This window comes from Meridianimaribacter sp. CL38 (genome assembly GCF_004328055.1).
In the GTDB taxonomy this organism is placed as follows: domain Bacteria; phylum Bacteroidota; class Bacteroidia; order Flavobacteriales; family Flavobacteriaceae; genus Gaetbulibacter_B; species Gaetbulibacter_B jejuensis.
Genome location: NZ_QKWS01000004.1, coordinates 166,700 through 192,560, shown reverse-complemented (window position 1 = coordinate 192,560; position 25,861 = coordinate 166,700). Strand labels below are relative to the sequence as shown.

Below are 25,861 nucleotides of genomic sequence, written 5' to 3'. Positions count from 1 at the left end.
CTCTATGATTTGGTTACACACGTTTGTATTAAATCAAAATGATGCGCCACCATACGCTCAATCGAAAACGAATTACGTATCAACGGTCTCGTATCTGCACTAATACTATAAGTACCTTCATACAAATGTATTAATAGCGCTTTAAGTCTGTAAATATCTTTGGCTGGATATATATATCCATTACCATGGGAGCTTATCACTTCCTCATTACCACCAACATTCGTCGTCACAACAGGTACATTAGCTGCTAAACTTTCTAAAATTGACAAGCTAAAACATTCCATATGGGTAGGCTGCAACATATAGTCATATTTAGAATACAACCTATGGAGTTCACTACTACTACCCTTAAATGTAAAAACAGCACCCAACTTATAAGCAGTCACCATATCTTGCAAAGTAGCTCTATAAGGACCATCGCCATAAACATCTATCCTTATATGCTGCTGTATCTCTTCTGGTATCTTGTGCACTGCATGTATCAAATCTTGTATGCCTTTAGAGGGTCTTAAATGAGACACAACTAAATAACTTGGGTTATGCAACCGTCTAGGTTGAGTATTAGGTACAATCTCATCTATTAAAACACCATTATAAATAGTCTTAGTTTTTGAAGCAATAATGCCTCCATAGTCTTCTACAAGCTCTGCAACTGTACTATTGGAAACACCTATAAAAACATCAATATACCTTGAGTAAAGCAACCCTTTTAATCGTTTCTTTAAACGTTTTTTAAACGAATAACCTCCCATAGGCCTCGGGTTATGCTCAACACCTATTAATACCGAATTACAAATAGCTTTCACGCGCTTATAAAATGCAGTATTCAACTCAAGAAAATGAGTTACAATCACATCATAATGCTGTTCTGGTTGCGAAGCTACTTCTATAAAACAAGACTCTACATTAGGGCTTCCACTTGCATAGATGTTAAAAGTATCATAAGCGCCATGAGTCGCAGTATTAGGAAAAAACCAATCAACAGTTATACCTTCTGCTAAACACTTGGCATTAAAACTCCAAAAAAAGTGATCCATACCACCAACTCTATTGGGCAGTAACTCATAATTACATAATAAAGCTATACGTTTCCTGCTCATTTTAAACAGGTATTTATGCAACCTACTATTCGTTGTGAGGTATGTTCCAATTCACAACTAACCTGCATAGCTAGTAAATCACGTTGTGCATCAAGTCTTATACTTGGCATATTCAAGCTTTCTTTTATAGCAGTTACTAAAGCGTCCGAGGTAGTTACAATAGCAACCGCTCCACTTTCAACAACGCGTTTATAATGGGCGTACTTTAAAAAACGTTGGTCATCATACAGTCCGTTTGCTGCAGTTCCAAACACAGGGTTAATGACTGGCTTATCAAAGCACATAGCATCTAAACTCATCGTAGAACACATATTCACAAACACATCACTATACTGCAACACACTTCGTAAATCTTTCATATCTTCTACATTAGGCACACGTTGCGACCAAGTTTCTTGGTGGCCTTGTCTTACCAAATCCCACTTAGGGTAATTCCATATTATAAAGGGATAGCGTTCTTTAAGAAAATGAAAGCGCTCAGGAGATTCAGCTGGCGAAGTGCGTACAATAAAGTTAACAGCTCCCAACACTCCATTTTGTATAGCCTCAGCAATAACCTCTATATACAAAGGATCATTTTTACTGGTAGCAACATCTCCGCAACTAAAACAAATGGTTTTACACTCCGCTTTTAGCTTAAACTTCTCGTAAAAATCTTGCTCTAAAGTCTTATAACGCTCTAATACATAGGGTTCAAATTGTGGTGTACCCACCACACGCACTTGAGAGGCGTTAACCGAAGTATAAAACTCCAATAACTCTGCCTTCATAAGATGACTCCACACAAAATAATGGTTAAAATGTCCTGCCATTCTACCCTTAGAAGCTAAATTATCCCAACTAAAAATAAAACTACCGTTTGGAATACCTAACTGCTCCGAAGCATATAATAATGGTGCTATATAAGGTGGACGCTGATGGGTAAAAAACAAAAAATCCACACCCTCAGCTTGTAAAATCGTTTTGTAGTCTTTGGTAATCTTATCGGTTTTAAAAGTCTGTTGCTGTAACCTATTAAACCGATGAATCCAGGATTCTGATTTTAAAAACTTAGTGATAAAAAAAATAAATCGTTTAGCATAACCACGTATGCTCTTACTTTTAGTTTTATTAATACGGTAAGAATCTTGTATTCCAAAATTGCCTCGTTTGTGCAATTGTAAATGGGCAACTTCCTTTAGCTTCATAAAAAACCATGTAGAAAAACGCTCTTCAAACACTTCTAGCTCTACAACCTTACAGCCCTTTGTAAACCCTTCATATACCGAAATTGGTAAACAAGACAACACCACCACCTTATCAAACGAAGCCTCTGCTTCACTTAAAAAGTCACTTAATATAAAGTTTCTAAAACCTACACCGTCTGTAATAACAACTCCTAGTGTTTTCATGTAATATCCTTAAATTGTTTTTGATGGTTAATCTCCCAAAAAGCAACATCTTCTAAACTCTTTAAAAACAACTGAGCGCTTTTTCCTGTTCCAAAATGGGCTTCTGTTGTTGCAGTCACAGGTTCAAGATGCGCTATAGCAGTTACAATTGCTGCTGTAGTATAGTCCGTATTAACCAACGTACTATGCAACACTCTGTTCTGTTGTCGCGTACCAATATTTATAGTAGGAATTTGATAATATGGAGCTTCACGTACGCCTGCGCTACTGTTTCCTATAATAAACGACGCGTGCTTTAAAAGGGTTAAGAAATATTCAAACCGCAATGAAGGGAACACCTTAAAATTAGGATGTCCGTCTAAAACACTGTAAGCTTCAAGGATATATTGACTCCCCAAATCATTATTAGGGTAAATAACAACATACTGCTTACCACTGTCTAATAAGGCAGTCACAAACTGCGCAGCATAGCTTTTAATATCGTCTATTTCGGTGGTTACCGGATGAAACATAGCTACAGCATACGTTTCAAAAGGAATAGTATAATACTCCTTTACGGTTGCTATACTTGGTAAGCGGTTGGAAAACATCACATCCACATCTGGCGAACCTATGGTAAAAATAGCAGCTTCCAGCTCTCCCATCTGCAACAACCGCTTCTTTGCAGCAGCATTTGCCACAAAATGAATATGGCTCAACTTACTCACCGAATGTCGTATCAACTCATCTATGGTTCCTGAGAGTTCGCCGCCTTCTATATGGGCTACTAATATATTATTCAAACTCCCTACAATAGCACCTGCTAAAGCTTCTACACGGTCACCATGCACCACAATCAAGTCGGGTTTCAACCCATTAACATAAGCTGAAAAACCTTCAATGGTTTTTGCTAAAGTCAAATCCATTGTAGCCTCATCAGTATGATTTGCGTAGGTATGTATGTTTTTAAAGCCTGTGTTTTGTACTTCTATAAGGGTATAACCATACAAGGGCTGCAAATGCATTCCTGTAACAAAAATATGCGGCTCAAAAGCACTACTATCTTGTAAAATAGCAAGTAATGACTTTAATTTCCCAAAGTCGGCACGTGTGCCTGTTAAAAAAACAATCTTCTTTTTCTTACTCAATGGCATCCCAACTTAATTGTTCATCATTAGCAATAGCTCGTGTGGCAGTTTTCCCTAAAATACTATTAAAATGCTCCGCTAGTATAGGACCTGTACCTGGACGTTTCACCCAAATATTGGCTTTTGTAAACACCTCTCCTTTCGCTATAGGCGCAATACTACAAACGGTAGCAAAGGCAAAATCTATAGTCACTTGCTCTTCTGCTGCTGGTCCTTTGGTACCGCCACGCATTAAGGCCATGGCTTTACTTTCTGTGATCAAAGCACGACAAGCAGCTTCATCCATACTACACACAATATCCGGACCTGTTCGCTGCATATGGTCGGTAAAATGACGCTCTAAAATACTTGCTCCCAATGCCACAGCTCCTAAACAAGCAGTATTAGTCAATGTATGGTCACTAAGCCCAAAGATCTTATCAGGAAAAGCCTCGTGCAATTCTAGCATAGCACCAAAACGCACCAAATGGGCTGGCGTAGGATACAAATTGGTAGTGTGTAACAAAGCTACAGGTACCTTATGGGCATCAAATATAGCAACTGCCTTTTGCACACTCGCTATAGTATTCATTCCTGTACTTAAAATCACTGGCTTACCAAATTGGGCAATATGTTCTAACAAAGGGTAATTATTACACTCTCCCGAACCTATTTTATAAGCGGCAACATCCATTTCTTCCAATCGGTCTGCGGCTGCTCTCGAAAAAGGCGTCGATATAAAAATCATTCCTTTCGATTCCACATAATGCTTTAACTCCAATTCATCAGCAGCATTCAACGCACAACGTTCCATAATCTCATAAATAGACACATCGGCATTTCCTGGAATCACCTGTTTAGCTGCTCCACTCATTTCATCGGCTACAATATGGGTTTGGTGTTTTACCACCTCAACACCTGCTCGTGCTGCTGCATCTACCATAGCTTTAGCGACAGCCAATGAGCCTTCATGGTTAATGCCTATTTCAGCAATGACCAATGGCGGAAAATCCAATCCTATTTTACGTCCTACTATTTCAATAAAGGGATTGTGCATTTATATAATTATTACGTTATTCTTGTTACAAATTAAACTATAGCTGTCACCCTGAGCTTGTCGAAGGGTCAATTACTATAAGGCTTCGACAGGCTCAGCCTGACAAAACTATTTTTTTTTACTATTTTTCAGTACATATTCTGCATACCTAAAATCCTCCTCCGTATCAATATCTACAGTAGCATACGGATGGTTCACAATATAAGGAAGATTATGCGTTCCTAAAATGGTATCGTTTAAAATTAATGAGGCTTTACATATATATAACAGTCCGTTTTCATAATACAACGGCTCTAGGTCTTGGCTACGTTGACCCATAGTATAGTTAAAGGGCTCAAATCGTTCATTAACAATCTTACCCAGTTTTTGATGGGTTCTACTCACCGTCATTAAGCTGTCACAACCACGTTCAAAAAAAACGTCTAAAGCATCTGCTAACAAGGCTTTAGGACGCAACGGATTGGTAGGCTGCAACAATACCACATACTCACAAGCACAATCAATGGTTTCTAACACATGTTTTAAAGCCGAAACAGTAGTAGCAGTATCACCACACAACTCTTCAGGTCGATCCACAACTTGTGCTGCATGAGCAACTGCAATAGCTTTGACCTCAGAATCATTAGTAGTAACATAAACAGCATCTGCTAAATCAGGATGGCTCTGGGCATACGCTATACTATGCGCCACCAAAGGCACATCGCCTAAAACGCTTACATTTTTTTTAGGCAACCGCTTAGAGTCCCTTCTAGCTGGTATAATAACTATTATTTTTTTACTTTTTAAAGTCATATCACTCTAATTCAAAAACAAACTTACATCATATAATTAATAACTAAGAAAAAACAAAAAACACCTCATTACACCCTGAGCCTATTAATAAGTCGTCGCTGTAATTTCAATAGCTTTTGTCGTTTAGCAAAAAAACGGTCTTTAAACAATTTATAGCCATCAGTACTATTTTCCTCATCATCTAAACTTTTCCTATCATCACAAATAGCTAAAACAGCATTTATACGCTTAGTATGTTTCTCATTTATATTATAGGCTCTGGCATACCATGTATGGTAAAAAAGGGGATCACCTTCAAAAAAACCAACATTGGTAATGTCATCATGCATTTTACTATCCAAGTAATATAGCTTCTTACCTTTTCTCAAAAGCCACAAAAAGAAACAATAATAAGGTTCATACAAACTCATCTCATCATAATCGTAAGCTAAAAGATCTGTTTTTAAATCAAATTCCCCCTCAGTAATATACTGATGTCGTTTCACCTCCTTTTCATCATATATTTGTAGTATTTCTTTAAAATTCAAAACAGTAAAAAAGGTATTTATTACATGAGGATTATAGGTTCGATGTTTTACCACTCCTCCATCTCTTACTCCACAAACACTTATAGCATTACTTGCCATAGTCTCTATTAAATTAAAAACCCTATTAGCATCAACAAACACCAAATCCTCATCTGCAAGAATCAACCAATCAATAGGTGCCTTGCTTAGCCTCTTAAACATATAGTAAATACTATGTATCCCATGCATGCCATTTGTACCATCTATAACATATTTTGTAATGCCTTTAGGAAACAACTTAGAGTTCCTGTGGTACAGATCAAAGTTTGCTACAGTAGTTAAAATCGCTATTTTAGATGTATCCAACATTATTGAGCTATTTTAATTGCCCTTATTAAACCTCTTCTCAAATAAGGTGGTTTTATTTTTTTGTCATAAAAAAATATCATGTACCCATCCGATAACTCTATACTAAAACCTAATGACCTTAACATTTCAGTAAACTGTACTTCATCATTTTGTTTATGATATGTGCAAATTGCAATTTTAACATTTACATTAGCCTTAAAAATAGAACTGGCAGCATTTAAAAAATTATACTCCTCACCTTCTATATCTACTTTAAAAAAACTGATGTCATCGTGCTTTTGATAAAATGATGATATGTTTAATGATGTATCACTATCACAGTTTGTAACAAACTTATTAATGATCTCAACTTTTTCTTTCCATGGACTAAAAGTAGCCTCTAAAGCCTCAACCCACTCAATATCTGACTCAAATATATAAGCCTTCTTTATAGTTTCAATATTTGATAATGTAAAATTTCCTTCAGCAGCTCCAATATCAGCTACTACGTCATTCTCAGTTAACCTAAAAGTACTTGTTAAGTACAAATGTGGCGATTTCTTATCTTGGTCTATTAGTAACCCTCTATACAAGTTTTTTATACCGTTTGAGCTCATCGATCTTTTAAAATACAATCGTTTATGTTGATGCCATACGTACTTTAAACCCAATTCTTCATCATCAATAACTTGTATTTCCAATGCTTTATATGTATTTATAAAACTATAAGGAAAAACGTTTATTTCATTATTTCTTAAAAAATCTAGTACTTCTAAAACCTCCTTATCATTACTTTTTTTATGATAAGCAATAATTTTTTTGGTCAACTTTTTTAAATATCGACTTTGAAGTTGATGGTTCCTTTTAACCTTTAAACTATTAAAACTAGTTTTAGGCATAATAAACTTTAACACAGCAACACCAATGTTTTTTAAGATTTTAACCATAGCCTCAATTTTATTTAGGAAACCAATAAATTACTTCTTTAGGTACTTTGTTATACTTTAGGTATTCAGGGTAAGTCAACCTGTATTTATCAGTAAAAAAATATGGCAAATGAAAAACTACATCAAAAAGTGCTAACAAAATAGCCTTTGTGGCACTTATATTTCCTTTCAAGGTTTTTCGCTTTAATTGACTCCATAAGCTAGACAAAAACTTCTTAAACATAATACGCTTTGGATAACACAAAAAATACAAGTACCAACCTGAGCGTAATGAACGTCGCTGTCGTTGCAAATAATCTTTATGTACTTTTCGAGCAGTCATGTCAACTCTATGGTGTACTAGCACTTCAGGCGTATATAATATAGCCTTTTTCTTTTTAAACAATTGTAAGGCAGCAAACTGTTCTTCTCCATAAAACAAAAACCATTCAGGGTAATTAGGTATGGCTTTCCAAGCCTCCATACACCAAGCATGGGCTCCGCCTAAAAAACCACTTACAATATGTGCTGGCTCAGTTTCTTTATATGATTTTGGAGGTGTTATACCCCAAAACACCCTAAAAGTAAGCAACCCTACATTATCATGAGCTTCAAAATAAGCTCCTAGGTGTTGTAAAACATTATCTGTTAAAAAATGGGCATCATCATCTAAAGAAATTGCATACTTCCCTTTAGCCTTCTCCAACAACCTATTCCTACTATAAATAAGTCCTTTAGACCTCTCATTGCTATACAGTCGTATTTCAGGAAATTCAGTTTTTACATAAGCATAAGTACCATCATTTGAACCATCATCCCATACTATACATTCCACATCATTTCTTTCTATTAAAAAAGCTATTGACTTAAGAGTTACTCCCAACTCAGCAACTCTATTTTTTGTGGTAATCAATATTGAAAAAGTAGTATGCATTATATAATCTTAAAGTTACCCATTTTATGTGACTTCACCTTCACGCTCAAACATATTTAAATTACCTTTAAATGAACCCAAAACCTAACCATCTTTATCTTATCGCTTATAAAAGGTTAAAAAAATGGTCTTATAAAGCAAGCGCTTTCCAGTATACCACTTACGCTTAATTGACTTTAAAAACGATGTCTTTTTCAAAAGGCTTTCGTTAAAATCCATAATAGGCGCTACACTTTTCGTTTGATTATCTTCCAAAATAGCTGTCATCCAATCTTCAACTGTATTTCCCATATGGTAAGCATAATTATGATAAGTAGACAAACGTAATCTCCCCGACTTATCTATGGGCTCATCAACATACTTATACTCAGAGTGGTTTCCAACCAATATCAAAGACGGCTCAAAGGGAACGGTTTCAAACAACACTTGCCTATTTATAGTTAATACTTGATGTCCACTACCCACCAAAGCCTTAACTGCATTAGCTTCCACTACTGGCCATTTCAATTGGGCATCAGTCTCATGATCCCAATTAATACTATCCATATATTTATTGTAATCATCAAAATTTTCTGGTATAGCTTCATACCTAAATTTCAATCGCTTTAACCATATACGTTTTAGTGTCGCACTTGTACAATACAATTCAGATGCCCTTACTGAAATAGGTGAAACCGAACCCACGTCCTTAAAGTTTAAAAACACTTCCTCAACAGCTTCTTGCCACCCTTTTTTAAAGAGAATATCAGAATCGGCAAGAGTCAACAAAGGCTCTCTAGCACCTCTTGCTGCTCCTATTAAAGCATCTATCTTACCTATATTAGTGCTATGATTTATTAAAGTATCTATTACTTTGAGTGCATAACATTCATTTAAGTAACTAGTAACTTCTGTATTACTTCCATTGTTAACTATAGTTATCTTAGCCTTTTCGTTTATTGAAGTTTTAATTGAAGTTAGCGAAGCTTTAAACACCTCAAAACTATGCTTATAAAAGGCACTATCACTCTCAGGGACATACACAACTACAATAATTCTATGGTGGCAATCCAGGTCCAATGGCTTGTCCTGTTTTTGGGGGTTCATTCCTATTCTCATTTACCGCTTCTTAATTTAAAAATTCACTAACAAGTTTTACATACTGCTTTGCAATATAATCTGCTTTGTAATGTTCTACATAAATACGTCTCAATTGATGTCGTAATTCTATAACCGACTCGTGTTGCATGGCTTTTAACTGTGACATACACAAATCTAAGGTCTTTAAATTATCGATAGAAAACCAAAAAGGAGAACTCACACTTGTTAATCGTTCCTCCATTGCTCCTACCTTTGTCGAAAAAATCACTTTTCCTGCTGCCATTGCCTCTAAACCCACTAAAGGACCCGCTTCCTCTAAAGAGGGGATAATAAGCACATCTATTTTTGCATAAAAATCATCCAATTCGCTAGCTTCTAGCTGGCCTAAAAAATGAAAAGTCGCTGCCTCATTTGCCAATTCAACAAGCGCTTGCTTTTGAGGACCGTCTCCCGCTATATACAACTCTACAGCACTATCGCTTAAATAATTAGCTAATTTCAATATCCCTTTTTCTTCACTAAAACGTCCTAACACACCAAAACTAACACCTTCCTCTGAAACTGTTATAGGGAGATTTAACAAATGGTTTTCGTTGTTAGCAAACTGATCAATAATAGTATATCTATAAGTACTCTCTTGAGGTATTGCACGAGCATTTTTTAAAGAATGGTGTATAAAACAATCCACATCTGTTATAAAATCATAAGCAGAATCCTTAATTAACCCCGTAGTCCTAAAAAACACCTTAAGCTTATGTTTTTTGGCATAAAAAATACTCTTTTCAACATAACCCGAACACAGTTGAGCACAAACAAATATTGCATCATAGCCCTTAACTAAGGACTCTAAAACCACTGCGATTTCTTCATCATAGTTAAAGTACTTTTTCAATAGGGCATTATTCACATAATCATGTTTTGCACCTACCTTTTTATTTTTCAAATAACTTAGATAGGAGAGCATTTTAAACATTCTTTTTTTGTGATACAACAAACTGTTTAAACTAAAAACATTCAGGCTTGTATTAAATTCAAAAACCTGTGACTTATTAGAAAAAGAACTTGTACTACATACATCAACCAAATACTTTTGACTTAAGGCATCAGCTATAAAACCAACTTCTAGTTCTCTGCCTCCAAAATCTCCTATGGGTCCAAACAACAATATCTTTTTCAAAATAGCTTGCGTTTTAAACGGTTTAAAAAAGAATAAAACTTAAATTGTTCCTTAAAAAAAAGCGTTTCTCCTATTAAAAGCATATTAAACCCATCTTTTAGCCTCAAAAAACAATAATCCTTACCATTTTTTATATAAGCCTTAAAATACTCTGTATCAATAAGAGTCAAGTAACTCTCAATCAACTTCCAACTTACAATTAAATGTTTAGCCTTTAAAACACTTGAAACCTTACTAATATTATCATCAATATGACTGCGATACAAAATATACGTATTAGCTGAAAAAACAATCGTTTTACTAGCAATCAATACCCTACAAAAAAATTCACCATCTTGATTGATTTGAAGGTGTTCATTCCATAACCCTGAATGAGCTATAACACCTCGTTTTACTAAAAAAGTATGTGAAGGAAAGTAATGAGTCGATTCTCCATATGCTCTAATCAATGCTTTTCCTGTAGCATAGTTTTGGTAAATATCAAGTTTATCTTTTAGTCTAAAGTCATTAAGTATTTCAAATCGTCCCCATTTACAAGTAGCAATTGCTGCATTATGCTGTAACAACAAAGTCAATTGAGTTTCAATTTTATTAGGGGCAAAAACATCATCACTGTCCAACCAATTCACATAATCCCCTGTACTCACTTCAAACCCATAATTCCTACAGGCATTAGCTCCTTTAGGTCTATCTTCAGGTCGTTGGTAGTATTGAATACGTGGGTCCTTGGCACAATAAGTATCTAGTAAAGCTGCTGTACCATCAGTACTACCATCATCTACAACAATACACTCCCAATGACTATAAGTTTGCGCCAACACACTATCAAGCGTTTCTCCTATCAAATGCGCTCGATTATAGGTGGGTATAATTATAGATACTAGAGGACTAGTCATAACTGAGATTTAGGATAACGATAAACAATAGTTTGTGTTCTAGCCCAACGGTAACGTAAAAACGAGGGTAAAAATCGCTCCCAGTGGTAAGCCTTACGCCTAAAAGCACGATTCCACTTAGCCTTTGGAAACAATCTATTAAAACGCTCCAAAGCACCTATTGGCACTATCAACACGTCCTTAAAGTACTGTTGACCAACACGCTTGTAATGTGCACCACTATTATCCCTGTCTGGGTGTGGATCCAAGGCTTTCCAGGCTCTAAAACGCGACACCTGTAAACTCGACGGACGCCCTGGTACAGGCACCATCCAGCGCAAAGCATCTAAAAACGCACTGTTAATCGCAGGCTCCACATACCTCACCTCGCCTTCAGGGTGTAACAACCTTACAATCTTATCTAAAAAAGCAAGCTCCTGCTCATGGGTAAGATGGTGTACAAACGCTTTGCCTATCACAAAATCAAAATCTGTCTCGTCAATAGTTAAATTCAAAAAATCACCTTGATAATACTGTATAGGGTAATCAAAATCAGCTTGGGCATTTAACGCTTTAATAAGCACACCACTTTGGTCTGATATGTCATTGGCATACACTTGGGCACCCAAGGCAGCCATTACAGCAGCATTGGTGCAATCACCACAACCCAACTCCAGTACCTTGGCACCTTGCAACCGATCCTTAAAATGGTCTTGGTACATACACACCCACGACGTATCAGTAGCTGTAGCATCTGCCAAAAAAGCATCCAAACGCTCTAGCTTACGCAATAAGCCATCTATAGATAATTTAGAATACAAGGCATCATAATGAGCTCTGTTTTGTATGGTGTTGTGTTCTGATGATACCATGAATGTCAACGCATTGGGCTTTGGCGAATATACAGCAACTACAAACAATACACAACAAAAACCAACTTATCCCTCACTCCCAACCCCCTCACTACTCACTAATCACTATTCGCCAAACACCAAACACCACACACCATACACCACTCACTACTATCATGCTGAGCGCAGTCAAAGCATCGAAGCATACAACCCAATTCCTGCATCGCAGGAAAACGCTGTCGTAAGCATAACACACAAAAGCTTCGACTCTAGGAGCTTTGCGACGCGAAGTTTTGGGTGTGGTTCGCTGCAAGCGAAATGCCTACCGACAGTAAAGGACTTTTTGGTTCGTTTTTGGTCCCTCAAAAATGAACATATAACCAAGCACCAACAACTCATCCCTCACAACTAATCCCTACCACTCACTCCTCACGTCTCACTCCTCACTACCCACACTATCATGCTGAGCGCAGTCAAAGCATCGAAGCACACAACCCCATTCCTGCATCGCAGGAAAACGCTGTCGTAAGCATAACACACAAAAGCTTCGACTCTAGGAGCTTTGCGACGCGAAGTTTTGGGTGTGGTTCGCTGCAAGCGAAATGCCTACTGACAGTAAAGGACTTTTTGGTTCGTTTTTGGTCCCTCAAAAATGAACATATAACCAAGCACCACCATGTCATACACAACCTATCAAACCCTACTCCTCACCACTCACTACTCACTACTACTTCCCCTTCAACACAGCAAGTAACGTATCACTATCCATCATAAAATACGTACAGAAAGCAGTAGTACTAACAAAATGATTAGGTTGTAAATTAAAATGAGAGTTAATGTCCTTAATCGTTTGTCGAGCAGTTTTATCACAAACATTCATTAAGAGCATCACATCGGCAGTGTGTAAAAATAGCGGTACCATACTAAATAAATTAACAGTTCATAGTAAAACCTGTCAATCTTTTTTAGAAAACAATATCACAATTCAATATATGTCAGTTAGTTACCTCATAAATGTATAATTTTTTTCAATACTAAGCAACAATAAATCAACCAGATACCATTCTTACAAAAACAAAATAGCTAAGCCATACCTAAGCCATACCTAAGCCATGGGAAAGCCATGGGAAAGTCATACCACAAAAGCACCAAATTCATGGAAAAAAAGACCAATAACCTGAAAAAAACACCCCAATAAACCAACAAATACCAAAAATCAGAAAAGAAAAACAAAAAGCACCACAATAGCGAAAAATAAAACAGGCATTAAAAACCTTCACCTAAATTAGCCCACAGGCCAATGTGAAATCAATCATATTGCCTCTTGCAGGAGCTCATGCAATAAGCAGTACTGAAAGAAGTCTCAAGCCTACAAATCTATAAATTTAACAGATGTGGAGTACAACGACACATCACAATACTTAAAATTATGGCTAAAGTAAGAAGCCTTATTAAATTTGAAGGTACACTAGATGATTTAACATTTTACAAAGGCGAAGATGGATATCTAGTAAAAACCAAAAGTGCAATTAGCAAAAACCGCATTCACAACGACCCTGCGTTCATTCGTACTCGCGAAAACAATGCCGAATTTGCTAACGCCGCAACTAGCGGCAAATTCCTTAGAAGAGCTATAACAGCGTTAATGTACGACGCAAAAGACCAAAGGGTTACCTCTAGGTTAACCCAAGTCATGAGTCGAGTCAACAAAGAAGACCAAACCTCACCTCGTGGCGAACGTACAGTCGCAGATGGTATACAAACTCCACAAGGAAAAGCATGGTTAAAAAACTTCAATTTCAATAAACATGCAGTTTTAGAAAGTGTACTACTCACCAACTTTCAACTCAACACCACAAGTGGCGAAATTGTAATTACCAATTTGGTACCAAGACAGCAACTTGGGGTGCCCGAAGGTGCAACACACGTGTCCTTCAGCAGTGCCTTTTTAAACCTAGACATGGCAACAGATGACAAGGATCTAGAACTTAGTAACGAGGTCAACCTACCTATCGACCTAACACCAACTACAGTTACCCTGTCACCTGCAACGCCTACAGGTACTGGAGAAGCTTATTTTTTCTTAAAAATTGCATTCTTTCAGGAAATCAATGGCGTGCAATACGCCCTTAACAATGGAGCGTTCAATGCACTACAACTATTGGAAGTAGTGTAACACACTAACAATCAATTGTAGTCCTAAAAAGCGAATACTTCGGTGTTCGCTTTTTTTTAATTAAAAAATAGAAAATCTACTTAGTAAGTTGCTGTAAAAACCAATAGCCCTTATTAAACAGCTTAAGACTGAATACCATCAATACAAAATAAAAACCTTTAAGACCATACACCTTAAATACTTCACGTACAAACGCTAATCGCTCAGGAATTAAAATTGACCGACTTGAATACACCAACCGCATACAGCGAACCATAAAAACACGTAAAGTTTTTGGTTCTGCTACAGGCAATAAATCCATATAAGTATACCAATTAACCCTAAAAAAACTAGTTGACAAAGCCCTATCAGTCTTAAGTTTCGACCTAATAGAATCTTCATGATGGCGGCGCAAAGTCACTACCTTATCTATAAACCTAGCATTACAAGACAAATGAACCAATTTACTAAAATAATTATACTCCTGTCCCGATTGTAATTGCTCATTAAAACAAATAGATGTAGCTAAAGAAGCCTTAACACAAATATCATAAGTCAACCAATTAATATGCTGTGCAACATAATTATAAGGCGTAATAGGGAATTCATCAAATCGGTAGTAGGCGTTTAAGCGATCTGTTGCTAAATTAAAGTAGTCGGTTCTAGTAATCACATAATCACATTGGCAGCGCTCTATAGCCTCTACTTTTGTAGACAAATGGTCAACAGTCATTAAATCATCACTATCAAAAAAAACAATATACTCACCTACAGCCTCTTCTAGTCCAATGTTCCTACATGCATTGGCGCCTTTAAGCCTTGCATCTGGTCGTACAAATAATTTAATACGTGCATCTGTTTCAGCATAAGCACTTACCACTGCTACAGTAGGGTCACTACTACCATCGTCTACAACAATACACTCCCAATCAACAAAACGTTGCTTTATAACACTATCAAGGGTTTCTGCTATTAGCTGTGCCCTGTTAAAAACTGGAATAATTACCGATACCTTCATACAGTCTGTGCAACAACACGTTCAATAATCCTTTGTAAACCGTACAAATGGCGCGATAATGTATAGTGCGCTTTAATACGTGCCTTTCCTTTCGCTCCCATCTCTTTAGCCGCTTCTTTATGCGCAATCAACCACAGCATATGTTTACACATGCTTTCAATATCTCGTTCTTTTGAAAGTAAACCTGTTTCGTTATGTATAATAACATCAGGTATCCCTGCATGTAATGTACTCACTATGGGCAAACCAGCTGCACTAGCCTCTAAAATAGAAACAGGAGTCCCTTCCATATCACCATCTTGTGCCTCTATAGAATGCTGTACATACCCGAGAGATTCTTCTAAATAACCTTGGTAGTCTAAAGGAGTAATACGCCCAGGAAACGTAACATTTTTCTCTATACCTAAAGCCACTACCAAATCTTTACAACTATCAAGTAAAACACCATCACCCGCATAAACCAATTGCGCATCTGGTTTGTGCTTCACAACCTCGTTAAAAGCAAGCAGGGTCAAATGCGGTGCTTTCTTTTCAACAAACCTACCTATACTAATAAACTGAAGCTTACACTGCTTTCCCTCAAGTTCTAAAAACGCATCATTAGGACCATACACATTGTAATGGATCTTGTCTTTAGGGCAACCTATGTTCAACAACCGTTTTGTCATTTCATGACTTACTGAAACAACCGCCAACCTAGGGTAAGAAAACAACCTGCTATAATTGGAATAAGTGTCCAATACCGATTTACGAACGGCATCATGCCCATGAAAATGAACCACCAATGGCAAGTCCAATCGATCACATGCTTGCAAAACTGCATCTCCAATCATTCCATAATGGGCAAAAACCAAGTCAATCTTATTAATGATTAAATCTTTAACAAATAAGTTTAAGTCCGCTTCTCGATTATAAAAACCAAGCGCTTGTAACCCTTTACCCATTAAAGTAGTTCTAGGTCTTGCAACATCAAAGGGTAATTTCAAACCCCAATAATGCTTAATACTATAAGGCAAACAATCTATTTGATGCTTTATAAAAGTTTCACACTCTTCGTAAGGTTTATTCGTTACTATCGCTAATCTCATCGGTTGTTCAATAACAATTTAATTTTCTTAATATACGTTTTAAATATACAGCTTGTTTTGATTTATTCCTTGGATGTGACAACAGCTTCCAATAAACATATATAAAACGATAAGGTGTATAGCGTAAAGCAAACCTTAAAGCATGAGGTTTTTGAACATGAAAACCATCCACAATAACACTTGTTTTATTATGACCATCATATACAAAACACCCCATAAAATCACTTATTTTAATTGGCTTAAAAAAATAAAAAGCATGTAACAAAAACCAATAGTCCATAGTGTAATGTTCATCTAATGGAAACTCCCCAACCTTTTCCTGAACCTTACGTTTATAAGCATAACTCACAGGATTCAATGGGAAACGCCCCTTTATAATCGACAAATCCTTCCATGATACAGTAGCATTTGTACTAGCTTCTATAATACCTTGCTTATCTTTATGTAAATTACCTACAACTATATCGCAATTAGGATTATTTTTAAATGACGCTACAAAAACCTCAAAAGCTTCAGGATAAAAGTAGTCATCAGCGTTTAAATAGATTATGATATCTCCTGTAGCCATGTTAAAGGCTTTATTCATAGCATCAGATTGCCCTTCATCAGGCTCTGACACCCATATAAGATGTTTATATGATTTTAATATATCCAATGATTGATCCGTAGAACCACCATCAACCACAATATGCTCCCAGTTGCTATACGTTTGCGTTAAAACACTTTCTATGCTCTTTTTTAAATATACTCCTGAATTATAGGTAGGTGTTAAGACACTAATCTTCATAACTTACATCATCTTTTTTAACTGTACATAAGTATTTATAATCGTATATAGTTTTGGATACGTTGGACAATAATGCATTAAGGCTATCTGTAAATGGGGTTTCCACATTACATGATTATTTATTTTTTTAGATATCGCCGATTTAAAATAAAAAAGACGCTTTCGTATCGAGATGGCATCAACCTCTTTACTTATACCTTGTTTTATAAACCAGTTATACAAACCAAGAACATCTTGAGAAGCCTTATGACCTGCCATAAGTTTCTCTAAATAAGTATCTGTAAGTCGCTTTTTTGTAATATAATGTTTAAAAGTAAGCGTATCTAAATACCATAATTTATACCCCATAATAATAAACCATTTACACAGCTCACTATCTCCTCCAGAACTTAACAGTTCACCTTTTCTATCTGATAGCATAGACACAAACCCAGCATCATACAATCTCATAAACAGTGCTTTTCTGAATACCATACCTGCGCCCCACACATAACCTCTACGTGTTATATCACCACTGCTTAAGGCTTGTTCACCTACAGCATAGTTCCTTTTCATGTCATCCCACCATAACGGTGTTTCGCCTTCTAAAACTCCTTCTGATGCACCTCCTAATACAGCCACATCAGGGTTTACTACCATAAAACTATAAGCCGTTTGTATATAATCTTTACACAACCAATTATCATCATCACAAAATATAACAAGATCTCCTTTACTCTGTTTTACACCTGTTTCTCTAGCATAAGCCAAACCTGCTTTAGGTTCAGCAACTATGTGTAATGGCACGATTGTTTCTAATGTACTCCATATAGTTCTTGCTATTGTTGCTGTGTTATCCGTTGAGTTGTTATCTACCAAAACCACCTCATAATTAAGAGACTCTGTAACATGCTGATTAGCTAAATGTGTAAGTGTATCATCAAGCAAATGCGCGCTATTGTAACAGCATACAATTATAGAAAGGTGTATCATATTAAAAATCGTAGTTAAAGGTTTCTAAATCCTCTTTATAATATGTTTCTAAAATAGTTCGTGTTTCATTACTTAATAGTGTTCTATAATTCAGTGGCTCCTTGCTTGATGTATTTATTTTAGACAGTCTACTTGCTAAAGGCTTTCCTAATAACTGTGTTAAATTTCTTAAATGAAAGTCTACATCCTCAAACCTTCCTAAATACTTGACATTTATGTTATCCTGTTGGTCTTTAAGCCAAAAACATTGCGAATTCCATTGCCTATGTGGCGGATTATGAACTAGCTTCCCATCTGCTAGTAACTGGGCTGCTTCATCTAAACTCGCATGTTTTAATATATCATAATCCATATGCTTACCATATATGGCGCTTTCAGGATTAATTGCAGAATGGTAATAAGATTCTTCCATTCTTGCATAATTATATAGAGATACAAACCTACTAAATGGGTTTCTAACAAAAGCAAAGGTTAAAAAGCTATCATACTTCTTACCTCCTAAAACATTAATATATTCCTTTACGGTATTATGTTTTGAAGTTTCTAATCCAAATGCTTTACTTACTGCTGTTCCTGCATTTTTAGGTATATGAATAAAAATAAAGTTCTCTTTATAAGAGATGTTATCCGAATTAAAATACTGCTTATTGGAAAAGTTTTTGAACATTAATACCTATAGTTTATCTATTTCAAGATAGAATTTTTCTTTTACATACGCATATACTATAACATCGGCATGTATAAACCGTTGCATCTCTGTATTATTAGTAAAAAATATGTTTAAATCCTGATATGTCGTTGTTTTATTAGAAGTCACATTGTCCTTGTTATAGTTTGGTACAGAATGCCATCCTAATTTGGCTTTAAAAAGCTTTAATGAATCATCAAATTCCTCTGTAATACCTATTGCTTTAAAAGAATTTTCTAAATTCTCAATGGCCTCATATGCCAACTCAACAGGAACTTTCCCGTTTGGGATTTCATCAAAGTCATTATTAGTAAGCATTCTCGTCATACCATTATCAGCCGCCATTGCCAAACCACTTTCTAAAAATGCTTTAAAACCCATCTCTTGTGCATTTATTTCTTTGTATAGGTCTATAGACTTTAAATAATTATACAAAGAGTTTAATCTAGCTATTGGCTCCCTCAACATTGTAAAGTACAAAGCATTATTTCTTAAGTATTTATGAGCTCCATAAAAATGATGACCACGTAATAAATCTATCTTATGCCTAAATGGTTTTGAACTATTTTTAAAATCAAGATAGGAGTTTCTATAATCGGTTCCTTTTATAACATAGACTCTTTTCCCTTTGTAGTTAGTGTCTATACAATTCATTAAAGAAGTACCACCACATTTATGTAAATGGAGAAAAATATGAGGCGATGGTTTTTTTTTCCCTATTAAAGCTTGCTTAATATTTTTAATTACTTTATTCATTTATCTTTTCAACAAGTTTAAAGGCTGCTTCTATACATTTATCCATATTATAATACTCCCATTCGGCAAACCTACCTAGTAAAAACATGTTATTTTCCTCTAACTTCTCTTTTATTGTATTTACTACAGCTCTAGTGTCAAACGAGTTTATCACATAAGAATAAGGCTCATAATTAAAAGCGATAGGCTCTAAATTACCAGGCATTTTTTTTAATTCTTCCTCTATAACAGCTTCAGTGTGTTCACCACTAAACTCAACCACACACGTTTTTCTAATACCTTCATTATTAGATTCACTAAAATTTCCTGTATATATAATTCTATGAGGTATTATTGACGCCTCCGGAAAATACAACCAAGAGATATCATTACTTTCTGTATAGCAAAGCACATTTGAAGTTCCATTATACTTAAATTGTTTTGTTGCTTCTAAAACGTCATAAACACTTTCTTCTACATTTTGTAAAACTGGTTTTAAGTACCTTATGTTTCCGGTGTATATAACACAATCAAAATATGTATTATTTACTAACCATCCTGATTTGTGCTTTTTTATATCATCTATGTTTATACCTGTCTCTATGTCCAACTTTTCAGACAATCGATCTACAATAAATTGAGACCCATTATTTTTAGGATAATAAAAAGAGGCATGAACCATATTAGTCTCCTTTTGCTTCAAAATATTATTTGATAGAATCTCTATCAAATTAGGCATAGGCAACTTTCCCTCTAACCAATCTAGAGGAATGCTTTTTAAATCTGTGTTCCATACCTTTTTATTATAAGGGCCAAAGTATAATTCATATAAGGTGTCTCCAAAATTTCCTTTCAAAAAATCCTCAAAGTTCTTATACTCTGTTACACGCTTATCTACTTCTAACAGCTCTTTTATAATTTGGTCTACTTGCTCTTTATCTAGTTTGTATAAATTATTCTCAATAGGATAATCCAGATACTTGTTTCCTAAATAAATCTTTGCATTTCGTACAGCACCAACAAACTCATCTTTATCAAAAAAACTCCAAAACCAATCTAAAACCTCATCATTTTTGCTGTTAAAAACATGACCGCCTACTCTATGAAATAAATTACCTGATTCTCTGGTACATTTTATTAGTCCTCCTATTTGATTGCTTTTTTCAAAAACCTTTACATCATGCTTTGCACACAACATATTTGCCACAGACAATCCTGATATACCACTACCTATAACGCAAATTTTCACCTTATTAGTTTTTTTAATTTAGATTTTAGTTTTTTGGTTGATTTATCGTTTTCTAACACCGCCATAACATCTGGTATGTTTTCTAAATACTGTTTAACCTGACCTTCGCTTGCCTTATAACTTAAATCTAACTCACGTTGTTTTAACACCCAGCTTTGAAACAAACCACTATAGGGTTTTACCCAACTATAATGTTTTGCTACCTCTTTAAGTTTTTCTGTATACTTGTCTGAACTTCCTGTTGAAGGATGCCACGGATGAAATATTTTTTTGTTATGCCACTGTATAGCATACCCAGCATTACGCAACCTTAAGTAAGTCTCCCTGCCATTAGCGCCTGGACCAGCAAAAACATCACTCTCTTCATAACCATTTATTGTTTCAAAAGCCGTTCTGTGTAAAGCAAAACAACCGGCGTAATTAGTTGCATTTAGTAATTTTGTGTGTTCTTCTAGATAAGATTCTGAATAACTTTTTTCGCCGTGTGATGCCTGCAACTCATCCCAACGCCTAAAATAAACCACTAAATCTTCGCGGTTTTCTAACACATCTCTAATAGTACTTAAATGATCTTTTTGTACAACAATATCGCCATCAGGAAAAACCAACAATGCTCCTTTAGCTTGCTTAACACCGGCATTAATACATTTACCTAAATGCCACTTTGTTTTTTTATCATTATTTAAATTTAATAATGATGCATTCTCATATAATGCTATTTTCTTTAATAACTCTGGGTTGCTATTGCTATAAAAATCTACCCATATAAATTCAAAGTCTATATTTGGGTAATCTTGTTTACAAAAACTATCTATAGTATGAAACTTCTCTCTGAAGCTACAATCCCATGCTATGACTGATACTTTCATTGTATTAGTTTAAGTTTTATTTCATCCAAAAAACTTTTTTTATTTTCAAAAGTATAATTAAACTTCTCAATATCTTTCGAATAATGTTTTTGAACTATTTCATATGATTTCTTGGTATAATACTTTGAATAATGCATGTGCTTTGATTTATTCTTCTTGGGTATTACTGTATTTTTACTAATACCTAAATCCTCCATTACACCTTTCAAACCTAAATCATAATTTTCAAATAGTATTATGTTGTCAATTATTAGGCTAGATTGATAATCAATAAGCCAATCATATTGAGGCTTAAAGTGAAAAACAGGCCAGTCTTTTTTAGATTCTTCTTCTTGAATCTGTGCTTGATCAAAAACAATCTCACAATACTTACTAAAAGAGTAATTACAAGCTGTTTCACATGCATTAACTGGGTTTAACAATGACTTACCATACTTTTTTATGATATTTTCTTTTTCATATAAAGGCTTTCTTAAATGGGAATACATTGATATGGCCAAATCAAAAGGGTTCCTTACAATTGAAAACTTATAATATTCATTCCATTTGTCTTCTCCTAAATAATCTCTTATTTGGGCTGCATTTGCATGTTTAGGTATACTTTTATCACTATCATCAATTAATGAGATAACTGTTTCCCCACCTGTTTTAGGTATGTGAATAAAAATGCATTTATATTTATGAGAAACCATTGTTGAGATATTTTTAAAAATTATTGTTCAATTACACTTTTTAACTGTATGGGACAAAACTTATTCACGTTACCTCCTACAACATTAAAATCGCATAAATTCCTATAATACGAAATGACTTTACCCTCTTTATTATTCGCTTCATTATTCCTTATCGAAATATTAACAATATAATTCCCTGTAGTAAGAGGCACATTATCAATATGTAAAACTTTCTTGCTATCACCTTTTTTTATCTCAACATCTGTAATATATGATATTGCTACAACTTTCATCTCCCTATCAACAAAACCAATATCCAAAGCAAACATGTCGTTTTCAGAAATATTCTTAAAATCAAGATGTAGTTTAAAGTCTTCCATATAAGAAACCACACCATCATGAGCATCCAATTTAGCGTGTTGTATCATCACTTGCCCTTCATTTTTGGCTACAACTTCTTTTTCTTTAAACTTTTTAAAATATGCTTGTACACCTACTCCAATATCTTCTCCGTGAGAATATATACGACCTTTATCTAATAGCATATAGTAGTCACTAATTTTTGCTATCTGTACCATACTATGGCTTACAAAAATAACCGCCGTTTTAGAGATAAGCTCGCTAATTTTATTAAAACACTTAATTCTAAATCCAACATCTCCCACAGCCAACACCTCATCTATAATAAGCACATCGGGTTCCATTTGGGCTGCTACTGCAAACCCCAAACGTACTTTCATCCCACTACTGTAATGCTGTACGGGCATATCTATAAACTCATCAAGCTCTGCAAAAGCAATAATAGCCTCCAACTTGCTGTCAATCTCTTTTCGGCTAAACCCTAAAACAGCACCATTGTTATAAATGTTTTCACGCCCTGTAAGTATGGGGTTAAACCCAGCACCCAACTCAATCAATGCACCCACACGTCCTCTTATGGTAACACTACCAGCATCAGGGTTAATAAGCCCATTCAATATCTTTAGCAACGTACTTTTACCAGCACCATTATGCCCAATTAAGCCCAAACACTCTCCGCGTCGCAACTCAAAATTAATATCCTTAACCGCCCAAAACTCCTTAGGTCGCAATTGGCGCTCCTCTTGAGACCCTCGTATCCCACTCAACAAGTCCTTAACACCATACCACAAACTCGTCTTTAGGTCCTTGCAAAACTTTTTGCTCAAACCCTCAACCTTAACTAATACTTCTTTATCCTCTTGTTCCTTATACATTGTCAATCGCGTTACACGCTATCACCTACCTTATATCTATACTTAACACCTAATAATTAATACTTTACACCCCTCACTACCACTTCAACACCAATCACAATTCCTGCAACGCAGGAAAACCGCTGTCGTAAGCATAACACACAAAAGCTTCGACTCCAGGAGCTTTGCGACGCGAAGTTTTGGGTGTGGTTTGCTGTAAAGCAAAATGCCTACCGACAGTAAAAGCACTTTTTGATTCTTTTTTGTGCTTAAAAAAGAATGAAACAAACCTTAAAACCTCTCAGTACTCACGTCTCACACCTCACTACTCACCTCTGTTTACCACCTAACCCCTAAAACATCTAAGCACTCAACCGCTCCACAATAATTGGAATCGCAATACGATACATCACCAACCCCAAAAACAATAAAGGCACACAAGCAGCAATAACCACTATAAAGTAGCTTAAAAACTCTGGCGAAAACCCAACTACCAAATCGCGAGTGGTTAAAATAATAGGCGTTATAGGATTATACATCATAACCGTTCTCATAAGTCCAGTATCAGGAATAGCATACACTACAGGAGTAGCATACATTAAAAACTGCATACCAAACGTAATAATCTTACCAATATCTTTATACAGCAGCCCCAAAGGCGTTAAAAACAACCCTACGGTAGTCCCAAAAAGAACAGCTGCCAAAATAGCAAAAGGCACTAGCAGTAAGCTCCAATGAAACCCAACCCCAAAGGCAAACACAAAAAACACTAAAAGCAAAAGCTTAATAAAGCTATCAAACAACAGTTTATAAACCCCTGAAAGCAACAAGGCTTCTTTAGGGAAGTTAATCTTGGTAAGTATTCCTTTTGCAGCATTTGTATTTTGCATTGGCGAATTAATTGCTGCCACCATAATAGACCATATCAATGTACCTGAAAAGGCATACACAGGATAAGGCACACCTGTATCCGACAAGCGAACAGTACCACTATTGTTTAAAAAAATCCATACCAAAGCAGTACCTATAGGCATTACAAAAGCCCAAATAATTCCAAGGTAAGATTGTCGGTACTGGGCTTTAATGTCACGTTCTGCCAATTGTCTCGCTAAAAAACGCGAGCGCAACATATCTCCCAAACTCGCTTTAAGTAAAGCACCAAATTTTATAGTACGTTCTTTTTGATAAACTCTTGTTTCTAAAGCCATTAATGCAAAGCGTAGTTATACTGTTCTTGTTTGAAGCTAATATACTAAAACACCTATTAAACTTAAGGGAATTACGTAATTTATTACAAACTCCTGTAATAATTAATCATCACTTGTAAGCCTTCGTCTATAGATACCAACTCTCTGTTTAATACTGCTTTCATCTTGGTAATATCAGGACACCGACGTTTCATATCGCCTTCCTTTAAAGCAGGCAAGTGCACAATCTCTGAGGACGACCCAGACAACTGAACAATGCGCTTAGCAAGATCTATAATACTAATCTCTAAATCGTTACCAATATTTAAAACGTCATTCACATATAGATTCTTTTCAAAAGCTTTAATACAAGTGTCTACATTGTCATCTATAAAACAAAACGAACGTGTTTGGTCACCAGGACCATTAATACATATCGGTTTATTCTTAAGGGCTAATTTCACAAAACGCGGAATCACAAAATCCTGACTCTGTAGAGGGCCATAAGTATTAAAAAAACGAAAAATAGTATAGTCTAAATGATATTCTCTAGCATAGGCTTTCATAAAGGCTTCACCCACATTCTTTACTATAGCATAAGGCAGTCTGGAGTTTAAAGGTGTCGTTTGTTCATTCTGCGGAATCTCAAATGGCTCTCCATACACCTCAGAAGAACTGGAATAAAACACGCGTTTCACACCTGAGTTTTTGGACAAGGACAGTATATTTTTTATTCCTTCTATATCATCCAAAACATCTATAGGATGCTCCAAAGTACGTTCAACCCCTACTACTGCTGCATAATGAAATACATAGTCAAAATCAAAACGTCCAAAAATGGGCACAATATCTTCATAGGTATTAATATCTGCTTTTATAAACTTAACGTTATCGGTTTTGGGTACTTTTTCTAATTTTCCTGTTGAAAGATTATCTACACATAAAATAAAATGTTCAGGGTGTTGTGCCAATTTAGAAGCCAAAGCGCTTCCTAACTGACCTGCCCCTCCAGTAATTAATAGTTTTGCCATGTATGCGTTTCAGTAAGTATGATTAATAGCTTTCCAGTTCGTAACAGTCTA

At 35.6% G+C, this 25,861-nt stretch carries 25 protein-coding genes; 1 reads left to right on the top strand and 24 read right to left on the bottom strand.

Translation table 11 applies throughout. From position 1 onward, the window contains the following. Positions 1-2: 2 nt before the first annotated feature. The 12 genes from DMZ43_RS11165 to DMZ43_RS11110 form a co-directional block, all read right to left on the bottom strand. Positions 3-1,100: a glycosyltransferase family 4 protein gene (locus tag DMZ43_RS11165; protein WP_238155815.1), complete on the bottom strand. Its 1,098-nt coding sequence runs from the start codon at positions 1,098-1,100 to the stop codon at positions 3-5. Beyond that, positions 1,097-2,491, bottom strand: a complete 1,395-nt coding sequence (locus DMZ43_RS11160; protein ID WP_131508277.1) for a hypothetical protein — start codon at positions 2,489-2,491, stop codon at positions 1,097-1,099. The genes DMZ43_RS11165 and DMZ43_RS11160 overlap by 4 nt, the downstream gene beginning before the upstream one ends. Then, on the bottom strand, positions 2,488-3,618 hold the full coding sequence (gene neuC, locus DMZ43_RS11155) for a UDP-N-acetylglucosamine 2-epimerase (RefSeq protein WP_238155814.1): 1,131 nt from the start codon (positions 3,616-3,618) through the stop codon (positions 2,488-2,490). The genes DMZ43_RS11160 and neuC overlap by 4 nt, the downstream gene beginning before the upstream one ends. Beyond that, positions 3,611-4,654 (bottom strand): N-acetylneuraminate synthase family protein, encoded by a 1,044-nt coding sequence (locus DMZ43_RS11150; protein ID WP_131508273.1) that lies wholly within the window; start codon positions 4,652-4,654, stop codon positions 3,611-3,613. Before DMZ43_RS11150 ends, neuC begins: the two co-directional genes overlap by 8 nt. A gap of 108 nt (positions 4,655-4,762) precedes the next feature. After that, entirely contained in the window at positions 4,763-5,446 is a 684-nt protein-coding gene (locus DMZ43_RS11145; protein ID WP_131508271.1) for a cytidylyltransferase domain-containing protein, read from the bottom strand. A gap of 68 nt (positions 5,447-5,514) precedes the next feature. Next, positions 5,515-6,321 (bottom strand): hypothetical protein, encoded by an 807-nt coding sequence (locus tag DMZ43_RS11140; RefSeq protein ID WP_131508269.1) that lies wholly within the window; start codon positions 6,319-6,321, stop codon positions 5,515-5,517. Then, complete coding sequence (locus DMZ43_RS11135; protein WP_131508267.1) at positions 6,321-7,247, bottom strand: FkbM family methyltransferase; 927 nt, start codon at positions 7,245-7,247, stop codon at positions 6,321-6,323. The genes DMZ43_RS11140 and DMZ43_RS11135 overlap by 1 nt, the downstream gene beginning before the upstream one ends. Before the next feature lie 10 nt (positions 7,248-7,257). Continuing rightward, positions 7,258-8,160: a glycosyltransferase family 2 protein gene (locus DMZ43_RS11130; RefSeq protein ID WP_131508266.1), complete on the bottom strand. Its 903-nt coding sequence runs from the start codon at positions 8,158-8,160 to the stop codon at positions 7,258-7,260. 99 nt (positions 8,161-8,259) lie between these two features. Next, positions 8,260-9,258 (bottom strand): glycosyltransferase family A protein, encoded by a 999-nt coding sequence (locus DMZ43_RS11125; RefSeq protein ID WP_131508264.1) that lies wholly within the window; start codon positions 9,256-9,258, stop codon positions 8,260-8,262. Between the two features lie 10 nt (positions 9,259-9,268). Beyond that, positions 9,269-10,417: a glycosyltransferase family 4 protein gene (locus DMZ43_RS11120; protein WP_131508262.1), complete on the bottom strand. Its 1,149-nt coding sequence runs from the start codon at positions 10,415-10,417 to the stop codon at positions 9,269-9,271. Continuing rightward, on the bottom strand, positions 10,414-11,313 hold the full coding sequence (locus tag DMZ43_RS11115) for a glycosyltransferase family 2 protein (RefSeq protein ID WP_131508260.1): 900 nt from the start codon (positions 11,311-11,313) through the stop codon (positions 10,414-10,416). Before DMZ43_RS11115 ends, DMZ43_RS11120 begins: the two co-directional genes overlap by 4 nt. Next, positions 11,310-12,164: a bifunctional 2-polyprenyl-6-hydroxyphenol methylase/3-demethylubiquinol 3-O-methyltransferase UbiG gene (locus DMZ43_RS11110; RefSeq protein WP_131508258.1), complete on the bottom strand. Its 855-nt coding sequence runs from the start codon at positions 12,162-12,164 to the stop codon at positions 11,310-11,312. Before DMZ43_RS11110 ends, DMZ43_RS11115 begins: the two co-directional genes overlap by 4 nt. Before the next feature lie 1,408 nt (positions 12,165-13,572). On the opposite strand from DMZ43_RS11110, the gene DMZ43_RS11105 reads away from it, so the two are divergent. Then, on the top strand, positions 13,573-14,319 hold the full coding sequence (locus DMZ43_RS11105) for a hypothetical protein (protein WP_131508256.1): 747 nt from the start codon (positions 13,573-13,575) through the stop codon (positions 14,317-14,319). A gap of 76 nt (positions 14,320-14,395) precedes the next feature. Here the strand turns inward: DMZ43_RS11105 and DMZ43_RS11100 are convergent, their stop codons facing one another. The 12 genes from DMZ43_RS11100 to DMZ43_RS11045 all read right to left on the bottom strand — a co-directional run bounded on the left by DMZ43_RS11100 (position 14,396) and on the right by DMZ43_RS11045 (position 25,810). Next, entirely contained in the window at positions 14,396-15,316 is a 921-nt protein-coding gene (locus DMZ43_RS11100) for a glycosyltransferase family 2 protein (protein WP_131508255.1), read from the bottom strand. Continuing rightward, complete coding sequence (locus DMZ43_RS11095; RefSeq protein ID WP_131508253.1) at positions 15,313-16,404, bottom strand: glycosyltransferase; 1,092 nt, start codon at positions 16,402-16,404, stop codon at positions 15,313-15,315. The genes DMZ43_RS11100 and DMZ43_RS11095 overlap by 4 nt, the downstream gene beginning before the upstream one ends. Positions 16,405-16,411: 7 nt before the next feature. Next, the gene (locus DMZ43_RS11090; RefSeq protein ID WP_131508251.1) at positions 16,412-17,191 is read right to left on the bottom strand and encodes a glycosyltransferase family 2 protein; all 780 of its coding nucleotides are present in this window, start codon (positions 17,189-17,191) and stop codon (positions 16,412-16,414) included. Between the two features lie 3 nt (positions 17,192-17,194). Beyond that, positions 17,195-18,163: a glycosyltransferase gene (locus DMZ43_RS11085; protein WP_131508249.1), complete on the bottom strand. Its 969-nt coding sequence runs from the start codon at positions 18,161-18,163 to the stop codon at positions 17,195-17,197. A gap of 1 nt (position 18,164) precedes the next feature. Beyond that, a complete protein-coding gene (locus tag DMZ43_RS11080; protein ID WP_131508247.1) occupies positions 18,165-18,830 on the bottom strand; it encodes a sulfotransferase family 2 domain-containing protein in 666 nt (221 codons plus the stop codon). 6 nt (positions 18,831-18,836) lie between these two features. Then, the gene (locus DMZ43_RS11075) at positions 18,837-19,607 is read right to left on the bottom strand and encodes a sulfotransferase family 2 domain-containing protein (protein ID WP_131508245.1); all 771 of its coding nucleotides are present in this window, start codon (positions 19,605-19,607) and stop codon (positions 18,837-18,839) included. Continuing rightward, positions 19,600-20,835, bottom strand: a complete 1,236-nt coding sequence (locus DMZ43_RS11070; protein ID WP_202865200.1) for an NAD(P)/FAD-dependent oxidoreductase — start codon at positions 20,833-20,835, stop codon at positions 19,600-19,602. Before DMZ43_RS11070 ends, DMZ43_RS11075 begins: the two co-directional genes overlap by 8 nt. Beyond that, positions 20,832-21,704: a glycosyltransferase family 2 protein gene (locus DMZ43_RS11065; RefSeq protein ID WP_131508243.1), complete on the bottom strand. Its 873-nt coding sequence runs from the start codon at positions 21,702-21,704 to the stop codon at positions 20,832-20,834. Before DMZ43_RS11065 ends, DMZ43_RS11070 begins: the two co-directional genes overlap by 4 nt. Next, positions 21,701-22,396 carry a sulfotransferase family 2 domain-containing protein gene (locus tag DMZ43_RS11060; protein ID WP_131508241.1) on the bottom strand — a complete coding sequence of 232 codons (696 nt, stop codon included), beginning with the start codon at positions 22,394-22,396 and terminating at the stop codon, positions 21,701-21,703. Before DMZ43_RS11060 ends, DMZ43_RS11065 begins: the two co-directional genes overlap by 4 nt. A gap of 20 nt (positions 22,397-22,416) precedes the next feature. After that, positions 22,417-23,613 carry an ABC transporter ATP-binding protein gene (locus DMZ43_RS11055; RefSeq protein ID WP_131508239.1) on the bottom strand — a complete coding sequence of 399 codons (1,197 nt, stop codon included), beginning with the start codon at positions 23,611-23,613 and terminating at the stop codon, positions 22,417-22,419. A gap of 341 nt (positions 23,614-23,954) precedes the next feature. Next, on the bottom strand, positions 23,955-24,800 hold the full coding sequence (locus DMZ43_RS11050) for an ABC transporter permease (RefSeq protein WP_131508237.1): 846 nt from the start codon (positions 24,798-24,800) through the stop codon (positions 23,955-23,957). Between the two features lie 83 nt (positions 24,801-24,883). Next, positions 24,884-25,810, bottom strand: coding sequence for an NAD-dependent epimerase/dehydratase family protein (locus DMZ43_RS11045; protein WP_131508235.1), 927 nt, complete (start codon positions 25,808-25,810; stop codon positions 24,884-24,886). Between the last annotated feature and the right edge of the window lie 51 nt (positions 25,811-25,861).